The organism is Pseudomonas sp. stari2 (genome assembly GCF_040760005.1).
GTDB lineage: Bacteria > Pseudomonadota > Gammaproteobacteria > Pseudomonadales > Pseudomonadaceae > Aquipseudomonas.
In genome coordinates, this window is the sequence record NZ_CP099760.1 from 5,745,738 (window position 1) to 5,764,807 (window position 19,070).

General features: G+C 61.3%; 16 protein-coding genes. 10 read left to right on the forward strand and 6 right to left on the reverse strand.

Features of this window, described 5'->3' with window-relative positions; all coding sequences use genetic code 11:
• Nucleotides 1–195 precede the first annotated feature (195 nt).
• The 10 genes from eat (at nucleotide 196) to NH234_RS26385 (ending at nucleotide 8,699) form a co-directional block, all read left to right on the forward strand.
• Nucleotides 196–1,566, forward strand: coding sequence for an ethanolamine permease (gene eat, locus NH234_RS26340; protein WP_085732968.1), 1,371 nt, complete (start codon nucleotides 196–198; stop codon nucleotides 1,564–1,566).
• 71 nt (nucleotides 1,567–1,637) lie between these two features.
• Entirely contained in the window at nucleotides 1,638–3,032 is a 1,395-nt protein-coding gene (locus NH234_RS26345; RefSeq protein WP_367254798.1) for an ethanolamine ammonia-lyase subunit EutB, read from the forward strand.
• Between the two features lie 5 nt (nucleotides 3,033–3,037).
• Complete coding sequence (eutC, locus tag NH234_RS26350) at nucleotides 3,038–3,862, forward strand: ethanolamine ammonia-lyase subunit EutC (RefSeq protein WP_367254800.1); 825 nt, start codon at nucleotides 3,038–3,040, stop codon at nucleotides 3,860–3,862.
• 118 nt (nucleotides 3,863–3,980) lie between these two features.
• Entirely contained in the window at nucleotides 3,981–4,442 is a 462-nt protein-coding gene (locus NH234_RS26355) for an N-acetyltransferase (RefSeq protein WP_085732970.1), read from the forward strand.
• A gap of 237 nt (nucleotides 4,443–4,679) precedes the next feature.
• The gene (locus NH234_RS26360) at nucleotides 4,680–5,336 is read left to right on the forward strand and encodes a DedA family protein (RefSeq protein WP_085712304.1); all 657 of its coding nucleotides are present in this window, start codon (nucleotides 4,680–4,682) and stop codon (nucleotides 5,334–5,336) included.
• Between the two features lie 4 nt (nucleotides 5,337–5,340).
• Nucleotides 5,341–6,153, forward strand: a complete 813-nt coding sequence (locus tag NH234_RS26365) for a zinc-dependent peptidase (protein ID WP_367254803.1) — start codon at nucleotides 5,341–5,343, stop codon at nucleotides 6,151–6,153.
• A 112-nt stretch (nucleotides 6,154–6,265) separates the two neighbouring features.
• Nucleotides 6,266–6,793 carry an inorganic diphosphatase gene (gene ppa, locus NH234_RS26370; protein ID WP_007933577.1) on the forward strand — a complete coding sequence of 176 codons (528 nt, stop codon included), beginning with the start codon at nucleotides 6,266–6,268 and terminating at the stop codon, nucleotides 6,791–6,793.
• Between the two features lie 221 nt (nucleotides 6,794–7,014).
• The gene (locus NH234_RS26375) at nucleotides 7,015–7,752 is read left to right on the forward strand and encodes a helix-turn-helix transcriptional regulator (protein ID WP_085732972.1); all 738 of its coding nucleotides are present in this window, start codon (nucleotides 7,015–7,017) and stop codon (nucleotides 7,750–7,752) included.
• Nucleotides 7,753–8,173: 421 nt separating this feature from the next.
• On the forward strand, nucleotides 8,174–8,413 hold the full coding sequence (locus tag NH234_RS26380) for a type II toxin-antitoxin system RelB/DinJ family antitoxin (RefSeq protein ID WP_085732973.1): 240 nt from the start codon (nucleotides 8,174–8,176) through the stop codon (nucleotides 8,411–8,413).
• Nucleotides 8,403–8,699, forward strand: a complete 297-nt coding sequence (locus tag NH234_RS26385) for a type II toxin-antitoxin system RelE/ParE family toxin (RefSeq protein WP_085732974.1) — start codon at nucleotides 8,403–8,405, stop codon at nucleotides 8,697–8,699. Before NH234_RS26380 ends, NH234_RS26385 begins: the two co-directional genes overlap by 11 nt.
• 58 nt (nucleotides 8,700–8,757) lie before the next feature.
• Here NH234_RS26385 and NH234_RS26390 read toward each other — a convergent pair whose 3' ends face one another.
• Genes NH234_RS26390 through NH234_RS26415 form a run of 6 tightly spaced genes read right to left on the reverse strand, consistent with a single transcriptional unit; the run spans nucleotide 8,758 to nucleotide 18,947 of the window.
• Complete coding sequence (locus NH234_RS26390) at nucleotides 8,758–9,570, reverse strand: YfaP family protein (protein WP_367254806.1); 813 nt, start codon at nucleotides 9,568–9,570, stop codon at nucleotides 8,758–8,760.
• A gap of 3 nt (nucleotides 9,571–9,573) precedes the next feature.
• Entirely contained in the window at nucleotides 9,574–11,193 is a 1,620-nt protein-coding gene (locus NH234_RS26395) for a DUF2300 domain-containing protein (RefSeq protein WP_367254808.1), read from the reverse strand.
• Between the two features lies 1 nt (nucleotide 11,194).
• Nucleotides 11,195–15,760: an alpha-2-macroglobulin gene (locus NH234_RS26400; RefSeq protein ID WP_367254810.1), complete on the reverse strand. Its 4,566-nt coding sequence runs from the start codon at nucleotides 15,758–15,760 to the stop codon at nucleotides 11,195–11,197.
• Complete coding sequence (locus tag NH234_RS26405) at nucleotides 15,757–16,422, reverse strand: DUF1175 family protein (protein ID WP_170929639.1); 666 nt, start codon at nucleotides 16,420–16,422, stop codon at nucleotides 15,757–15,759. The genes NH234_RS26400 and NH234_RS26405 overlap by 4 nt, the downstream gene beginning before the upstream one ends.
• Nucleotides 16,392–18,104, reverse strand: a complete 1,713-nt coding sequence (locus NH234_RS26410) for a DUF2138 domain-containing protein (protein ID WP_367254812.1) — start codon at nucleotides 18,102–18,104, stop codon at nucleotides 16,392–16,394. The genes NH234_RS26405 and NH234_RS26410 overlap by 31 nt, the downstream gene beginning before the upstream one ends.
• 51 nt (nucleotides 18,105–18,155) lie before the next feature.
• Nucleotides 18,156–18,947: a DUF2135 domain-containing protein gene (locus tag NH234_RS26415; protein WP_085732980.1), complete on the reverse strand. Its 792-nt coding sequence runs from the start codon at nucleotides 18,945–18,947 to the stop codon at nucleotides 18,156–18,158.
• Between the last annotated feature and the right edge of the window lie 123 nt (nucleotides 18,948–19,070).

Genomic DNA, 19,070 nt, shown 5'->3' on the forward strand with positions numbered 1-19,070 from the left:
GGGCGGCACCGAACGATCGGTGTCGCCCTTTTCTTCCCGATGACAAACCCTGGTCTGGCCGCTCTGGCACGGGCCTTGCGTACCCGTCATTCAGGATTTGCCTGAAAACTGCCGCTGCGTGAACAGCACCCACTCACTCAACCGCTGCACCCGAAAGTCCAACAGATCGAACAATAAAAAAGACAGAGAGGACTTATGACTTCCACCACACAGCTCAAACCCACACTCGGCACCCTGCATCTGTGGGGCATTGCCGTCGGCCTGGTGATTTCCGGCGAATACTTCGGCTGGAGTTATGGCTGGGGCACCGCGGGAACCCTGGGGTTCCTGGTTACGGCCCTGATGGTCGCGACAATGTATACCTGCTTCATCTTCAGTTTCACCGAGCTGACCACCGCGATTCCCCATGCGGGCGGGCCGTTTGCCTACAGTCGCCGGGCATTCGGTGAAAAAGGCGGACTGATCGCCGGGATCGCCACGCTGATCGAATTCGTCTTTGCCCCGCCGGCCATCGCCATGGCCATTGGCGCCTATCTCAACGTGCAATATCCGGAGCTTGATCCGAAAGTCGCGGCGGTCGGCGCGTATTTCGTGTTCATGACCTTGAACATCCTCGGCGTCAGCATCGCCGCGACCTTTGAACTGGTGGTCACCGTGCTGGCGGTTGCCGAACTGCTGGTGTTCATGGGCGTGGTCGCGCCGGGCTTCAGCTTCAGCAACTTCGTGCTCAACGGCTGGTCAGGCTCCAGCGAGTTCAGCCTCGGTTCGATTCCCGGCATTTTCGCCGCCATTCCTTTCGCGATCTGGTTTTTCCTCGCCATCGAGGGCGCGGCCATGGCGGCCGAGGAAGCCAAGGACCCGAAACGCACGATTCCCAAGGCCTATGTCAGCGGCATCCTGACCCTGGTGTTCCTGGCCATCGGCGTGATGGTGATGGCCGGCGGCGTCGGCGACTGGCGACAACTGGCGAACATTAACGACCCGCTGCCTCAGGCGATGAAAGCGGTGGTCGGCAACAACTCGACGTGGATGCACATGCTGGTGTGGATCGGCCTGTTCGGGCTGGTGGCGAGTTTTCACGGGATCATCCTCGGCTACTCGCGGCAGTTCTTTGCCCTGGCCCGGGCCGGTTACCTTCCGAAAAGCCTGGCCAAACTCTCACGCTTCCAGACCCCGCACCGGGCGATCCTGGCCGGTGGCGTCATCGGCATCGCCGCGATCTACAGCGATGGCCTGGTCAATCTGCAAGGCATGAGTCTCACCGCCGCGATGATCACCATGTCGGTGTTCGGTGCCATCGTGATGTACATCATCAGCATGCTCAGCCTGTTCAAACTGCGCAAAACCGAGCCGAACCTTGAGCGTACCTTCCGCGCTCCGGGCTATCCGATCGTGCCGGGTATCGCGCTGTTTCTGGCGGTGGTGTGCCTGGTGGCGATGGCCTGGTTCAACACGCTGATCGGTTGTGTGTTCCTGGGTTTCATGGCTGCCGGTTACCTGTATTTCCAGCTGACCGCCAAACAACGCTCCGAAGCACCGGCAGACGCTATGCTCGAAGGTATCTAGAAGTTGCACCGGCACCGGGCCTCAGGCTCGGTGCCTGCACTAAAAGCATTCATTCAGGAGGACCGCGCCCCATGGCCGCATTTGCCCATACCGTCGGCGCCCAGACCTACCGCTTCGACAGCCTCAAGGACGTGATGGCCAAGGCCAGTCCGGCGCGCTCCGGGGATTTTCTGGCCGGCGTCGCCGCGCTCAACGATGGCGAGCGGGTCGCCGCGCAAATGGCGCTGGCCGACATCCCGCTCAAACATTTCCTGCAGGAAGCACTGATTCCCTACGAAGCCGATGAAGTCACCCGGCTGATCCTCGACAGCCATGACAAACAGGCCTTTGCAGTCGTCAGCCATCTCACGGTTGGCGGCTTTCGCGACTGGTTGTTGAGCGAAGCAGCCGACGAATCCAGCCTGCGTGCTCTGGCCCCCGGCCTGACACCGGAAATGGTCGCCGCCGTGTCGAAGATCATGCGCGTGCAGGATCTGGTGCTGGTGGCGCAGAAGATCCGCGTCGTGACGAAATTTCGCGGCACCCTCGGCCTGCGTGGAAGGTTATCCACAAGGCTGCAACCCAATCATCCGACCGACGAACCGTCCGGCATCGCCGCGAGCATTCTCGACGGTCTGCTGTATGGCAACGGCGATGCCATGATCGGCATCAACCCGGCCACCGACAGCATCGCCTCGATCTGCGCGATGCTGGAAATGCTCGACGCAATCATCCAGCGCTATGACATTCCGACCCAGGCCTGCGTGCTGACTCATGTCACCACTTCTATAGAGGCGATCAACCGTGGTGTGCCGCTGGATCTGGTGTTCCAGTCGATTGCCGGCACCGAAGCGGCCAATGCCAGTTTCGGCATCAATCTGAACGTGTTGCAGGAGGGTTATGAAGCGGGCCTGAGCCTCAATCGCGGCACGCTCGGGCAGAACCTGATGTATTTCGAGACCGGCCAGGGCAGCGCACTGTCCGCCAACGCCCACCACGGTGTCGATCAACAGACCTGCGAGACCCGGGCCTACGCCGTGGCACGACATTTCAAGCCGTTTCTGGTGAACACCGTCGTAGGCTTCATCGGGCCGGAATACCTTTACAACGGCAAGCAGATCATCCGCGCCGGCCTCGAAGACCACTTCTGCGGCAAGTTGCTCGGTGTGCCGATGGGCTGCGATATCTGCTACACCAACCACGCCGAAGCCGACCAGGATGACATGGACACCCTGCTGACCTTGCTGGGCGTTGCGGGGATCAACTTCATCATGGGCATCCCCGGCTCCGACGACATCATGCTCAACTACCAGACCACCTCGTTCCACGACGCCCTCTACGCGCGTCAGACCCTGGGTCTGAAACCGGCCCCTGAGTTCGAGCAGTGGCTGGCGAACATGGGCATTTTCACCCAGGCGGACGGCAAGGTCCGCTTCGGCAACAACCTGCCGCCGGCCTTTCGCCAGGCGTTGGCGCAACTGGGATGAGTCAGATGGAAAAACCGCCCGTCGATCCGCAAAACCCGTGGCTGGAGCTGCGTCGCCTGACCCCGGCGCGCATCGCCCTCGGCCGCACCGGCACCAGCCTGCCGACCAGCGCACAACTGGATTTCCAATACGCCCACGCGCAGGCCCGGGACGCAGTGCACTTGCCGTTCGATCACGCCGGGCTCAGCGCCCAACTGGCTGAACGCCGGCGCGAAAGTCTGCTGCTGCACAGCGCGGCCGTGGATCGCAACAGCTACCTGCAACGCCCGGATCTGGGGCGCAAATTGAGCGATCAATCCGCCCAGACCCTGCGTGAATACGCCCTGGCGCATCCGGGTGGCGTGGATCTGGTGATCGTCGTGGCTGATGGCCTCTCGGCGCTGGCGGTGCATCGGCATACCCTGCCGTTCCTGACCCGACTGGAGGAACAGATGAGCGCCGACCAATGGTCGACCGCGCCGGTGGTGCTGGTGGAACAAGGGCGGGTGGCGGTTGGCGATGAAGTCGGCCAGTTGCTGGGCGCCAAAATGGTCGTGATGCTGATCGGAGAGCGCCCCGGGCTCAGCTCCCCGGACAGCCTGGGTTTATATTTCACCTACAATCCAAAGGTCGGTCTCACGGATGCCTACCGCAATTGCATCTCCAACGTGCGGCTGGAAGGGCTCAGCTACGGCATGGCGGCCCATCGCCTGCTGTATCTGATGCGCGAAGCCTGTAGACGGCAGCTATCGGGGGTCAATCTGAAGGACGAGGCGCAGGTTCAGACGCTGGAATCGGAAGCCGGTACAGACATGAAGAGTAATTTCCTACTTGATCCGCCCCCAGCCTGAACCGTTTCCGCATTGCCTTTCTGCGCCGGTTTGAGGCAGGATCGACGCACGGCCGCCCAAGGTTTCCCGATGCCGTCAGCCCCACGTGAAGACAGCCACTTGAAGGACGAGACCTACCATGCGGATTATCCAAGCGACCCTCGAACACCTGGATTTGCTGACCCCGTTGTTCGTTAAGTACCGCGAGTTCTACGGCTCCCTGCCCTATCCGGACTCGTCCCGGGCCTTTCTCGAAAAGCGCCTGCGACGCAAGGAATCGGTGATCTACCTGGCGCTGGCCGATGACGACGACAAGAAGCTCATGGGCTTCTGCCAGCTCTATCCGAGCTTTTCCTCCCTGTCGCTCAAGCGCGTGTGGATCCTCAACGACATCTATGTCGCCGAAGACGCCCGCCGCCAGCTGGTCGCCGACAACCTGATCCGCACGGCCAAGAAAATGGCCAAGGAAACCCAGGCCGTGCGTATGCGCGTGTCCACCAGCAGCGACAACGAAGTGGCGCAGAAAACCTACGAATCCATCGGATTCAAGGAAGACACCGAGTTCAAGAACTATGTGCTGCCGATCAGCGACGAACTCTGATTTTTTCTAACAGTGCGCAAGCTGGCCATCGTGGCGAAGGAGCAAACCCCATCGCCACATAGGCCGGCGCCGTGTTCCCCTTCGAAACGCCCCGCTACAAAACCAACGCGCTTTTCACCTTTCAGACCGTATAATTCGGAGCTTTCCGGCTTGTAAGAAAAACTACACCCGTCTGTAGGCTTACACCGAATCATCCGCACAGGCCTGCCGAGTCGGGCCATCACGACAGGTGCCCACATGGATTTCAACCCGATCGACATCATTCTGCATCTCGACGTCTACCTCGACATGCTGGTGAACAACTATGGGACCTGGATCTACGCCATCCTGTTTCTGGTTATCTTTTGCGAAACCGGCCTGGTGGTCACGCCGTTCCTGCCTGGCGATTCGTTGCTGTTCATCGCCGGCGCAGTGGCCGCAGGCGGCGGCATGGACCCGGTGCTGCTGGCGGGCCTGCTGATGTTGGCGGCGATTCTCGGCGACAGCACCAACTACGTGATCGGACGAACGGCAGGGGAAAAACTGTTCAGCAATCCGAACTCGAAGATTTTCCGCCGGGATTATCTGCAACAGACCCATGACTTCTACGACAAGCACGGCGGCAAAACCGTGACCCTGGCGCGCTTCCTGCCGATCATCCGTACGTTTGCGCCGTTCGTCGCCGGTGTTGCCAAGATGCCTTACCCGCGTTTTTTCGGCTTCAGCGTATTCGGCACCATCCTGTGGGTCGGCGGCCTGGTGACCCTGGGCTACTTCTTCGGCAACGTGCCGTTCATCAAGAAGAACCTGTCGCTGCTGGTGGTCGGTATCATCCTTCTGTCGCTGGTGCCTATGATCATCGGCATGCTCCGCAGCCGCCTCGGCGGTGCCGGTTCCAAAGCCGAATCGCGCTGAACCGATGTGGTCACTGAGCGCCTGGCGACGCCGACGCACTCTGGCGAAGCACCCGATTGCCGATGATATGTGGCAGCGGGTGCGTCACCACTTGAGCTTCCTCGACGGTATCAGCGCCACGGAAGATCAGTGGCTGCGCGAAGCCAGTGTCCTGTTCCTCGGAGACAAGCACCTGACCGCCCTGCCCGGCGTCGAACTGCATCAGGAACAACGCCTGCTGCTCGCCGCCCAGGCGCAATTGCCACTACTGCACCTTGGCGATCTGAACTGGTATCAGGGCTTCCACGAAATCATTCTGTACCCCGACGACTTCCTCAGCCCCCAGCGCCATCGCGATGCCAGTGGTGTGGAGCACGAATGGGACGGCGAGCACAGCGGTGAAGCCTGGCAGCAAGGGCCGATCATCCTCGCCTGGCCCGGGGTGATGGCCAGTGGTGGCTGGGAAGGCTACAACCTGGTGATCCACGAACTCGCGCACAAACTCGACATGCTCAACGGCGACGCCAACGGTCTGCCGCCGCTGCACGCTGACATGCGGGTCAGCGACTGGGCCCAGGTGATGCAGGCTGCCTACGACGATCTCAACCACCAGCTCGACCGCCACCCCGACGCAGAAACCGCCATCGACCCGTATGCCGCCGAGAACCCGGCCGAGTTCTTCGCCGTCACCAGCGAGTACTTCTTCAGCGCTCCGGATCTGCTGCACGAGGCTTATCCACAGGTGTATGCGCAGTTGCAGCTTTTCTATCGACAGGATCCACTGGCACGGCTGAAGCAACTTCAGGCCAAGGACCCGGTCTATCAGGCACACGACTAAGGCCTGGACGACCTTCGGTGCATGGCATCGTGAGTGGAATATGCCTATAATCGCCGCCACTTTTTGGTCAATCCGGCCAAGTGTTTTGGTCTACTAACGGGGGCAACGCCCAATGAGCTACAGCAAGATTCCGGCTGGCAAAGACCTGCCGAACGACATCTACGTCGCGATCGAGATCCCGGCCAACCACGCGCCGATCAAATACGAAATCGACAAAGACAGCGATTGCCTGTTCGTTGACCGTTTCATGGCCACCCCGATGTTCTACCCGGCCAACTACGGTTATATCCCGAACACCCTGGCTGACGACGGTGATCCCCTGGACGTGCTGGTTGTAACCCCTTACCCGGTTGCTCCAGGTTCGGTGATCCGCGCGCGCCCGGTCGGCATCCTGAACATGACCGACGACGGCGGCGGCGACGCCAAAGTCATCGCAGTCCCACACGACAAGCTGTCCCAGCTGTACGTGGACGTGAAGGAATACACCGACCTGCCAGCCCTGCTGATCCAGCAGATCGAGCACTTCTTCGCGAACTACAAAGATCTCGAAAAAGGCAAATGGGTGAAAATCGAAGGCTGGGACGGCGCTGACGCTGCCCGCGCCGCGATCACCAAGTCGGTTGCTGCCTACAAAGGCTAAGCCTCGCGACCTGCGACACGCTTGAAGAAAACCCCGGTTGATCCGGGGTTTTTTGTGCCTGGCTGGCAGGGTCTTAAACGACTTGTTTATGGCGCCCTACAGAAAAGTTTTAGTGTGTGTAATTTCCCACAAGTACGTCTTACATCCCGTCGCAAAATTTGCCGCGATTTTGAACGCAAGGTTTATTCAAACCGCTCTAGGCCGGCCGTAGACTCGTGTTTATGAGAAAGAACACTAGCGGTCCAAGATTCAAGGCACTCCTGGAAGCTGCGAATATCACCACCACGGGATTCGCAAAGTTCTGGGGCACGGAAGCCCAAAACGTTCATAACTGGTACACCCGAGGCGTACCCGCGTACCGCATGGAAGAAGTTGCGCGCCTGCTGTCCGTCAACAGCCAATGGCTGAAGACCGGTGAAGGCCCGAAAGAAGCGCCGCACCTGTACACCGCCGGCGACACACTGGATGCCCAGGCGATTCAGGGCGTCTATACGGTGCTCGAATCCACCGACATCGAACTGCCGCTCTACAAGGAAGCCCCTACGGCCCCTGGCTCCGACAAGACCCATGTCATCAAGGACCCGGAGCAAACCATCCGCCTGCCCCGCAGCCACCTCGAAACCCTGGAAATCCGCCACACCGACGCCATCTGCACCCACATGATCGGCAACAGCATGGCCGAGAAAATCGAAGACGGCTCCACCCTCGCCATCGACCGCGGCCTGACCCAGGTTGTGGACGGCGAAATCTACGCCATCGAACACGACGGCATGCTGCGCATCAAATACCTGCACCGCATGCCCGGCAACGCCTTGCGCCTGCGCAGCCACAACAGCGCCGAATACCCGGACGAAATCTTCCGGGCGGCGCAAATCGAGGAGCAGAGGATTCATGTATTGGGGTGGGTGTTCTGGTGGTCGACGCTGGGCAAACGGCGGCCGGTGGTGCCGTTTCTCTGAGTAACCCGGTGTGGTGGGAGCCAGCCTGCTGGCGATGAGGCCCTGAAAGTCGGTACAAATCCTGGATTTTCTCCAGTTTGATCGCTCTAAACCGCACTTCAAGCTGGGAATCAGAAGCAAAACTCAGTATCCTGCGCCCCACATTCGCGCATCGACCCGCCAAGCGGCCCAGATGACGCCTGACGCGGCAGACCACTGTCTGACCAAGTCCCACAGCCGGGCGCAAGATCCGGGTGTACGTTTTGAAGGCTGGCGCGGTTTACCAAAAATAAACCAAGCCAGTCCCCGAGAAGCCGGCCACAAGCCGGCTTTTTAATGCCTGCTGAAAAGCCAAACCTACCGTCCGAAATCTGAATCGCCGCTTGCCGGATACCAAACGCGCTTGTACCGTAAAGACAAACGTCATTACAGGTAACTCATCATGGCATCCATCAACATTCGTATCGACGACGAACTGAAACAGCGCGCCTTCGCAGAGCTGGAAAAGCTCGGGCTGACACCCTCAGAGCTTCTGCGCCAAACGCTTCAATACGTCGCGGACCGGGGCAAACTACCATTCAAAGCGGCATTGATTAGCGAAGAAGATGAAGCGCTTATCGCCGTGGTCACTGAACGACTTGCCGCTCCTCAGCGAGTCAAGGTAAGTCTGGATGACCTATGACCTCGAGTTTGATCGTCGTGCATTGAAGGAATGGAACAAGCTGGGCGATACGGTCCGTGAACAGTTCAAAAAGAAACTCGCCGAGGTTCTCGAAAATCCTCGCATAGAAGCCAACAGGCTTCGGGAACTGCCGGATTGCTACAAGGTGAAGCTGAAAAGTGCTGGATATCGCCTGATTTATCAGGTGATTGATCACGAAATTGTGGTGTTCGTAGTCGCTATCGGAAAGAGGGAGCGAGAGGCGGCTTATGACGCTGCACAGGATCGACTGTCGTCCCAACCCTGAGCCAGTTAATCATTAGGGTCAATTCTGAAATTGGGCAGCACCTGCTGCCCAATTACCCTCACGGATAACTAAACGACTTCACCAACGTCAACTCCCCCACCGCCCGCATCGGCACCAGGAACGTCTCCATCTTCTCGCTGGGTGTCCCTTCCTCGGTAATCACCGTGACCTGCGCCGTAGTCAGCGGCTGTACCGCCTCTTCCCCACCTTCATCATCCCCGCGATAACCACCGCCAAAGTAGTTCACATACACCAGATACTGCCCCTTGATCGGCGCCGGCATGGCGAAGATTTCCGGGCCGTAACCAGTGGTCACGTCGACGTCCAGCGCGGCGCCGTTGGGAGCTACGCGGTCGCCGTACCAGATGTGCGCGCCGTCAGGTGTGATCAGGTGCAGGTCGAGGTCGGTGCCGTCGCTGTCCCAGGACAGCAGCACGCGCAGCTTGGCCGGGGTGGCGCCGCCGCTGACGTTGAGGAATTGCGTGCGGTGGCGTTGCTGGCCGTCGGGGCTGCGCACTTCGACGCTGTTGCTGCCGTTGGGGAAGGAGAACGGGCGATCGAAGCGACCGCTGTCGTCGATTTTAAGCGGCATGCTGACGCCGTTGACGATCAGGCGGCCGGGCTCTTTGCTCTTCGGGGTGGCTTTGATTTCGCCGCTGATGCGCGCGGTGTTGGCCTGGCCGACCGGGGTGTTCACCGAGGAGGCCGGGTAGTTGACGGTCTGGCGAAAGCTCTCGCCCTCACCTTCAGGCGCGCCGCTGCGCCAGCCGCCGATCGGGGTGTCGAGTTTGACGCTGTCGGCGGCCATCGCCATCGGCAATGCATTGAGCGCGCAGAGCAACAGCAAGACCTGTGGATAACGGAGTGTCATGGTCTATTCCAGCAAAAGGTGACGGGCGAGCCCTTCGATGTAGGTTTCATCCTGGCCGTTGGGGTGTGCTTCAAAGGCCAGGTGCAGGTATTCGTGAGTCAGGTCGAGGCGGTCCTGCAAAGTCAGTACGCCGCGCACATAGATGCGCTGACGTTCGCGGTCGACGAAGGGGCGGCCGAAGGCGAGTTTGCAGACGGCGAAAGTGCTGACTTCGTTGTAGCCGGTTTCGCTTTCCAGCCTAGTACGCCAGCCGCGCCGCTGTTTTTGCAGCCAGTCTTGCGCGGCGGGCAGCGCTTCGCAGGACGCCACCGGGTTGTCCCAGCGACTGAGGCTCGCGCGCGGATAAGCGTGCAGCAGAATCGCGTCGTAACGCTGGCCGGCATTGGCTTGTTCGACGGCTTGTTGCCAGGCCAGCTTGTCGGGGCCGGGTTGATCGGAGTGATAGGTGACGGTGCTGCCGGCCAGCACCAGATCTGACGTCCACGCGGCGATGTTGCGTGATTCGGCGGAGGCTGGACGTGGTGCGACCCGTTGACGGGTGCTGCTGTCATCGATGCTCAGGCATTCGCCGTTGCGCGTGGCGTTTTGCAGCAGATACGTACGGATCGCCACGGCCAATGCCTTAGCCGCTTCAGCAGGTTCCGGTTTGGCTTCACGCTCAAGAACTCGAGCGACGTACTCTTCACGATCCAGCCGCGCCACAAGCTTGTCGTTGAGCAGAAACAGTTCGCCGTCGCTGTAGATATCCAGCGCATTGCCGTTGGCGAATTCGACATGGTAATCGCCCTGCAACGGGCCGGAACCCGCCACCCGATCACCGGCCAGAACCCGGGTAACGGGATAACGCGAAAACAAACCGACCTCGACACATCGCCCCGCGTCCGCCGGCCATGACGCGGGCAACACCGTCGCCAACGCCGAACCGTAATGCCGCAGAACCATCTGACTGGTGCCCCGGCCACCGGCCCAGATCGGCGAACCGTCCGCCGTCCAGCCAGCGAAACCGCCCTGACGTGATTGCGGGTCCTGATCGCCGAGCCAGCTCCAGGTTTTCACCCGCAAGCGTCCGCCGAGTTCACCGACGACATTGCCGTCCGCCGCGTTCAGCACCACGTCGAGCAGCGCCCGGCGCAGCTGATCCTGAGCCGGCAACCTAGACAAAACCTTCAGCAAGTCAGCCACGGACACCCGGGTAGCCGGTTGCACCGATGGTAGCTCCAGCAACCACGAAGGCGCCTGTCGCGCCTGCCAATAGGTTCTCCAGTCGCCAGCAGTTATGCCCAACCGCGCCGGCTCGAAATACAGCCCGCAGGATTTCACCAGCGCCTGTTCACGTTCGATCTTGCCGCCCGAAGCGCAGCAATAGACTTCTTCCTTCGACTGTCCGCGACATTCATACGCCGGTTCCCGTGCGCCGGTATCCACCAGCCACGCGTAAACGAACACCTTCCACAGACTGCCCAGCGGCGTCTCCAGCGACGATGGCAACGGCTCGCGAGCGGTCAGTTGCGTGGTGTTCAGCGACAACAGTTCGCCCTTGTAAGCCACGCGCAACGGTTCATCCTGTGCCGTCGCCAGCGCAGGAATCACACACATCAGCAGCCACAGCAGCGGCCGGGTCATGTCAGTTGACCGTGACCTGACCGAGGGCCGCTTTCGCTTCGCGGGCCTGATGCTGCGGTGCGTAGACCTGAGTGAAACGCACCGGTGGCAGGTTGAACTGGCCTTTCTGCGAGAAACGCACCAGATGGCGCAGACGCAATTCACCGCTCAGCGCATCCACCGGCACCGCGTAGGCTAGTTGGCCCGGTTCGAAACGTGCTTTCTCCAGCGCGGTCGGCTCGGTGCCGTCCTTGCCCTGCAACTTGATGCCCCACGTGGTGCGCTCGACATCGGCGCCCGGCGGCAACGGCACTTCGAGCATGCCGTAGCGCAGCGGTTTCGGTGCTTTGCTGGTGAGGATCACTTCGTCCAGATACAGACTGTCGCTGGACAACGGCTTGCTGCCGACCGGTTCCAGTTTGAAGGTGAAGGCTTCGTCACCCGGCACCAGACGCGACAGGCGACGAGTGATAGTCACCGCCATCGGATCGACCGCCGGTTGCTGGGTCTGGAAGCTCAACGCGGCACGCAACGGACGCTCCTGAGTGCCCGACACCGTCAACACGCTCGGCACCGGCGCAGCCCCCTGCCACGTCCAGAACATCTCGCCGGTCGCGCCGTAGTTTTTCTTCCAGCCGTCGCCCGGTGCCAGCGCGATGGTCGGCGACGCCTGAGCGATGCTGCGTTGCAGCCAGGTCAGCGCCAGCGCACGTTCGAGGGTCGATTGCTGCGGCAGCAGGCGCTGCAACAACGCTGTTGCACGGGCCTGATCGAACGGTTGCAGCGACAGGTTCAATGCTTCGACAAACGGTTGCGAGCTGACGGCCAAACGCTGTTGCGCAGCGCCCAGCTGACGGTTGAACGCGTCCGGCAAAGCGACTTTCGACTGCGTGGCCAGCGATGCGGTCAAGACCCGCGCCGCCGCCAGACCGAGCGCCGAATCCGGATCGCCCATCACCAGACTGTCTTCGCCGTCGTCCATCAGGGTTTCGGCATTGCCTTCCCCGGCCTTGGCCAGATCCTCCAGCAAACCGCTAAGCAGCGTGTTGACCGGCAAGTGCATCTGTTTGGCGAACGACAGGATCAGCGCCCGTTGCAGCAACGGCGTGTTCGGCGCCTGCTTGGCGTAGACCTCCAACACCCGCTGCCAGTGCTCCGGCGGCAAGGTCAGCTCCAACACCTGGCTGGCGTTCCAGTCGGCGTAATAGGCGTAAGCGGTGAGGAACGCATCCGGCTCGCCGTCGAAGCCCCACCAGGTGAAGCTCGCCGACGGCCCGGCCATTTGCACCAGACGCAGACGGCTGTTCTGCATGATCAAACGCAAGCGGTCACGGATCTGCGGGTTCGATGCCAGCGACGGATAGGCGATGCTCAGCGGCAGCAAGCGGCTGGCGGTCTGCTCGACGCCGCCGTACGGATAGCTGAGCAGGTCGTCGAGGGCCGAACGGAACAGCGCTTGCGGGCTGTCATCCAGACGCAGGCGAATGTCGGTGGCGTCTGCCGGAAGGCTCAGCGGCGTGTCACCGCTGGCTACGTCGAGGCTTTGAGTCTGCGTCACTTGCCAGCCTTCGCCGGTCGCGGTCAGGCGCACCGCGAGGGCGTCGGCGGTTTTGCCGTCCTGCACCAGTTCGGCGCTCCACTCGCCGGTGGCCAAGGCGAAGGCCGGCAGCGGCAGGTAGTTGATGCCGTTGTTCAGGGTCACCGGCAGGCGCTGTTCGGCGCCGGCGTAGTGCGTCACCAGCTCAGCCTTGACCGGCTTCTCGGCCTGGCTGAAGGCGAACACGCCAAGTTGCGGCTGATCGCCCTTGCGGAATTTGCTTGGCCCGCTCCACTTCAGGTACAGCGGTTTTTCCGAGCGGACGAACTGCTTCTTCTGCCCGACCTGACCGTCATCGGCAATCGCCCGCGCAGTGATGCGCCAGCGAGTCAGCGAGTCCGGCATTTTGAAGGTGAAGCGGGTCTTGCCGTCGGCATCGGTCAGCAACTCAGGCTGCCACGCAGCGGTGTCGACGTCTTCGCGACGCGGCCGCTCCAGCACTTTCACCCCGCGCTCGCTGCGGTTGGCCTTGCCCGGCGCGCCAGGGCTGCCCGGCAATGCCACGTCGTAACTGATGAACGACAGGCTGGCGCTGGTGCGCACGTTATTGCGGCGCGGGTGATAGAAGAACTGATCAATGGTCGGCGCGACTTCCGGTTGCAACGCGTAGACCATTTCATCCACGACGCTGACCGTCAGGTGCGCCGGCACAGCCTTGCCGGCGAATTGCGTGGTCAGGTCGACCGTCACGGTATCGCCCGGTTGATAGGTGTCTTTGTCGGTCTTGATCGCCACGTCGATCTGCGGCGCAACAACCTTGATCCCCGCGTTCTGAAAGCTGTACTGACCGCCCTTGGTGTACAGCACCGAGAACGTCAGGTTCGGCGCAAAGTTGTTCTTCACAGGAATGCGTGCGCGGTATTGGGTTTCGCTGAGTTTTTCCAGTTTCAGCCAGTCGCCGCCCTTGGCCAGCAGCGCGGTAGCTTCAACCTTGTCGCGCTCCAGCGACAGCAGTGCATCGCTGACAGGCTCCGGGAAAGTGATCAGCGCCAGTGCTTCGTCGCCGGCCTTGTACTCGGGTTTGTCGAGGACGATTTCCACGGTGCCCGGCACAGCCTTGACGCCGTCGCCAGTGACCGAATGGCCGGTGCCACCAAGCACCCGGCCGAACTGATCCTTCAGCGACAGGTTGTAGGTCCCCGGACGATCGAACGTCACGCTGAAGCCTTTGTCTTTCGCCGCCAGTTTGCCTTCGCCGGTGGTCTGGTCTTCGAGTCGAACCCAGCTATAGCCGCTCGGCACCACGGCCTGGGCCTGTTCACTGCCGCCCTCGTTGGCGTAGCTGAACGCGACCTTGTCACCGACCGCGCTGAAACGCTGCGGCGCAGTCAGACGGAAGCTGGCGGCGCCACGGTCGATGAGGATTTCCTTGGTGGTCTTGACCCGATACGCCGCGCCATCGCTGGCGAACACGGTGAGCATGTAGCGGCTCGGTTTGTCGGCGGCCGGCAGGTCGAGGGTCGCGTTGCCCTTGCTGTCGGTGGTCAGTTCGGTGCTGGTCAGCTCCACCGGGAATTGCCCGAGGTATTGCAGCTCGTTGTCGACCATCGACAGTTGCTGGGCGCGCAGGCTCAGGGTCAGTTTGGCGTTGGCCACCGGTTTTCCATCCGGGTACAGGAGCACCAGGCTGCCCTTCACCGGTTCGCCGGTGCGGTAATCCTGCTTGGCCAGATTCAGCGAGATTTCGAAGTGCGGTTTGATGTACTCCGCCACCCGGAAGGCGCTGCTGTAGGCTTGATCCTTATAGTTGAAACGCAGCTCATAACCACCGGCCACCGCGTTGTCCGGCAACTGGAAGCGGCCCTGGGTGCCGGCCTTCGAATCGAGTTTCAGATCGAGCCGCTGCAACTCGGTGCCGGTCGCATCGAGCACGCTGACATTGACGTCCGCCGCCCCCGGCAACACCGAATCCCGCGCGTTCTTGAATTCGCGGCCGACGATTTTCAGCGACACCCAATCGCCCGGGCGATACAGCGGCCGATCGGTGAAGGCATAGAGTTTGGTGTCGTAGATTTCGCTGTCGTAATAGAAGTTTTCCGAGACGAACACCCCGCCCTCTTCGTCCTCGCCGATGACGAACGAACGCTCGGGGCTTACGTGTTTCAGGCGCAGCAGACCATCGGTATCGGTGGCGCCGCTGCTCATTACACCGAGGCCGTCGGTCCACAGCACATTGACCTTCGGCACCGAGCTGCCTTCGTGTTTGCGTGCGGCCCAAACCAGCAATTCATCACCGGCAATCTTGCTCACCGCGACGGTGTTGGAAACGAAAACCATGGTGGTCGCGCGGTACTTGCCAATCAGCGCTTCGACCAGATACAGACCCGGTTTCAGGTTACCCAGCGGGATGTAAACGTTACCCGGCGCAACACTGACGAACTCGCTGGAAGACCCGGCCAGATTCACCCCGGCAGGCGGCTGAATCGGCTTGGCCTGCCACAGCGGATAACGGAACTGGCTGACCACCGGCAGCCCCGGAATCAGGGCAAATTGCGGATGAGCGTCGTACGGCGTCGGCGCCGCGATGGCGTTGCCCATCTTCAGTTCCGGCACCTCCTCGGTGACTTGCTGGCGCGACTCGTAGGAGAACGCACGCTGCATCACCCGACGGGATTTGCGGTACCAGTTGTCCCACAGGTACGCGAGGGTATTCGACAGGCCTTCGCCCTTGAACTGGCCGTCGCTGACCACGCGGTGCAGGTTCTTCTGGCGCTTGAGGAAGTCCAGGGGCTTGTCGATCTTGTACACGCGGATGTCGGCGCCGCCGTACGGTTCCATGCGGAAGCGACGGTAGTCACGGCCCGGTGCTTCGAGGCGCACCACCGCCTGCTCGTCGCTGGCGAAACTGCTGTCGGCCAGCAGGAAAAAGCTTTCACCGGAGACCGGCGTGTAGCCGCTTGGCTCCACGGTGTCTTCGGCATTCACGGCCGAAAACGGCAGGACCAAGAGCAACAGAAAAGGCAGTAAACGCAGCATGCGGGCACCGGTCATTGGGAGAGAAAGTTCAGTCGATAGACGCCGATGAAGTTGGGGTTGGCTGCGTCGGGTATCCATCGAGTGTCCTTCCATGTCATGAGTTGCTGCAGGCTTGCCGATCGCATGCCGTTGTCGGTTGGGGTGGTCGTGCCGGTGTGATAGGCGATGTAGCGGCCCATCCAGATCATCAGGTGCTGGTCGTCGCCCTGATCGAAAAACATCAGATCGCCGGGCCGCGCCTGGGACACGTCGCGGCCGATCAGATGGCTGTTGAACTGAATCAATTTAATCGCGTTGACGTAGGGCCCGACCTTGCCGCCGCCCTGCTGCCATTGCTGGGCGAACTTGCGTTGCTCGTCGCTCAACGCCAGCTCCGGCGGCAGGTAGCGGTTGGACACGCCATTGCTGCGCAGCCATTTGTCGTCATGGACTTTCAGCGCTTCGTTGGCGGCAAACCGCACCAGCCCTGCGCAGTCCTGCTGATACCAGCGCGGGCTCGGGCCTTTGCTCAACTGCTCCTGAGCGATGCGCACGAACCAGGCGCGAAAGACCTGGGATTGCGCAGGATCGAGCGTCGGCGTTTCGACTGCTCGGGCATCCGCGCTCAGTAACAGCGCGAGCAAGCCGAGGCTGCGGATCAATCCAGTCACAGCGCTTTCCACTCCAGCGGCAGCCATTGCCAGTGACCGTCGGGCTCACTGCCTTCAGGCAACGTCAGGGCGTATTTGCCGTAACCGCCGAGAGTGCGCAGTTTCGGGATCAGGTAGGTTTGCGCGGCGTTGTAGAACACCGGCTCCATGTCCTGGGGCAGGCTGTCGAGGGTTTCCTGCTGCATCAGTTGCGCCATCGAATCCGGGCCGAAGTAGATCGGCATCAGCACGTCTTTGGGCAGCACATCGGCCATCGGCGGGAAGCGTTTGTCGAGGGTGCCGAGAGCCTTGTCGACCAGTTTGTCATCGAGGGAAAACAGCAGCGTCGAACCGTAGCGCGCCAGGCTGACTTTCATGAACGCCTTGCCGGTGATCGCGTCCGGATTCTCGGCATCCTTGGCCGCGTACGGGCCGAAGCTGGAGCTGACCTGACGCTGCCAGAGATGACTCTGGCCTTCCTGCTTCTCGACCACCGGGAACGCGTGGTCGTCGACCTTGCTTTCGTAGGCGCCGACCATCGAATCGAACAACGTGCCGATATCAGCGTCGAGTTTGCCGCTGTCCTCGTCCTTCAGACTGGCCACCAGCAACGGCGTGTACAGCCGCGAATCGGCGTACCAGCACAGGCCCGCCGCGCCGGCCACGTGCTCGGTGAGTTTCTGTGCCACCGCTTCTTCGGCGCCGAGTTTCACCAGCAACGGTTTCTGCGGTTCGGCGGCCACTGGCAAGGTCACGCAAGCGCTGGCGCCCAGCGGCATGGCCTGCCAGACCGGTTTGAAATCGAAGTCCGGCTGGTTGTCCAGCTCATCCATGGCCAGGAAGCTGTGCCAGCCCTTGTCGTCCATGTCGAAACGCAGGCCGGCGAAGTTCGGGATGAAGCGCTGGTAACCCATGGCCAGGACGCTGGAATTGACCGACAGGCGCTGTTTGGTTTCAGGCGTCTTGACCGGCAGCCCGAACGCTTCGGGGAACAGTTTTTCGCCGTTGAGCAGCGCCGCCAAAGCCTGCGGCGAAACATGGCCGGACTCTTCGGAAGCACCGCTTTCCGGGTCGTAGAACTTGGACGGGTTGGAAAGCACCACCAGTTTGTCGCCGCGAGAGGCGAACAACAGGGATTTGCTGGCGTTGTAGGTCAGTTGATACAGCGGCACTTCGTCACCGCCGACTTTCAGAGTGCTGAACACGCTCAGTTGCGAATCATCCAGAGCGACTTTCGCCAAGGGCTCCAGCAACTTGGCCAAACCGCCGCGATCCATCACCAGCAGGAAATCCTTCAAACGACCATCGGCGCCGCGCCACAGCGCCACGTCCGCCGGTTGATCGAAGAGTTGCTCGATCAGGCTGTCTTGCAGCTTCAGGTCATGCTCGTAGATGATCCGCCGCAGACTGCCGATCAACCCGAGACGGTCGGCGTGGGTTTCGTAATAGAAGACGAAATCCTCGGTGAGCGTGGCTTTGAGGAACGGCACCGTCAGCAAATCCTTGGGCAACTGGCTCAGGGAGCGGGTTTCCAGCAACGCGTCCGGGCGGCTCAGCCCGAGCTTGTCACTGGCCAGTGCCGCCGCCGGCAATTTGGGCTTGTGCATCAGCCAGCCGAGCCCGCCCGCCACGCCGGCCACCAGGCACAGCCCGGCCACCAGCAACGGCCAGCGCCGGGAAGGTTTGGCGGTGGGTGCGGCGGTCGCCGGGGTCTCAGTGTTTTCGCTCATCTTCTCGCTCATGTTCCCAAAGCTCGGCAGTTCATCCGTGGTGCGGGATGCTTAATAGTTGAAAGTCTTGACCAGCAGCAGATCACCGATGGCCCGCAGGGGCACGATGAACGTTTCGCGTTTTTCGTCGACGGTGTTTTCGTTGAGCACCAGCGTGATCTGCGAGGTGATGACCTCGTTCTGGTTGCTGGCCTCCTCGAAGTTATAGCCGCCGTCGCCGAAGTTGCCCCAATAGTTGACATAAACCAGATAGGTGCCATGCAGCGGCGCGGTCATGGTGAACATTTCCGGGCCGGGGCCATCGACGCCGTCCGGGTCCAGACCGCCGCCGTTGGTCAACGCCGTGTGGGCGAAAAACGCATGCTGGCCGTCCGGGGTAATGATGTGCAGGTCGAGTTCGGCCTTCGGATCGTCCCAGCCCAGAACTACGCGAATCCGCGCCGGTGTGCGCAGGTTGTTCGCTTCGTAGAACTGCACACGCTTGAGCGACTGCCCTTCGGCGCTGCGCACTTCGACGCTGTTGGAGCCCGCGCCGAACGCATAGGGCCGGGCAAAACGCCCATCGTCGTCGGTGTACAGGTTCAGTGGGTTGCCATTGACCGCCAGGGTGTGCGGCCCGCGCTGGTTGCCAATGGCCTTGAGCTGGCCCTGGATCATCGTGCGATTGCGCTGGATGCCGCGATCGATGGGCGGCGTGGGATAGGCGACTTGCGGGTTTTCACTGCGGTCGAGCAAGCCGTTGTAGCGCCAGCCGCCCACCGGTTCCGACATCTCGGCACTCGGCGCGGCCGACAGCGCCGGCGCGCAGGCCAGGCCGATCAGCAGCAAAAGAATTGAACGCATGTAATGCCTCCTGCCATGCCTGAACGAAACCTTGCACCCGATCCTCGGTACTTCACAGCGGTGAAAACTGCGTTTCGTCTGAAAGACCCGTGACTGTCGGGTCGTAGAAGGCGCGAAGGTTAG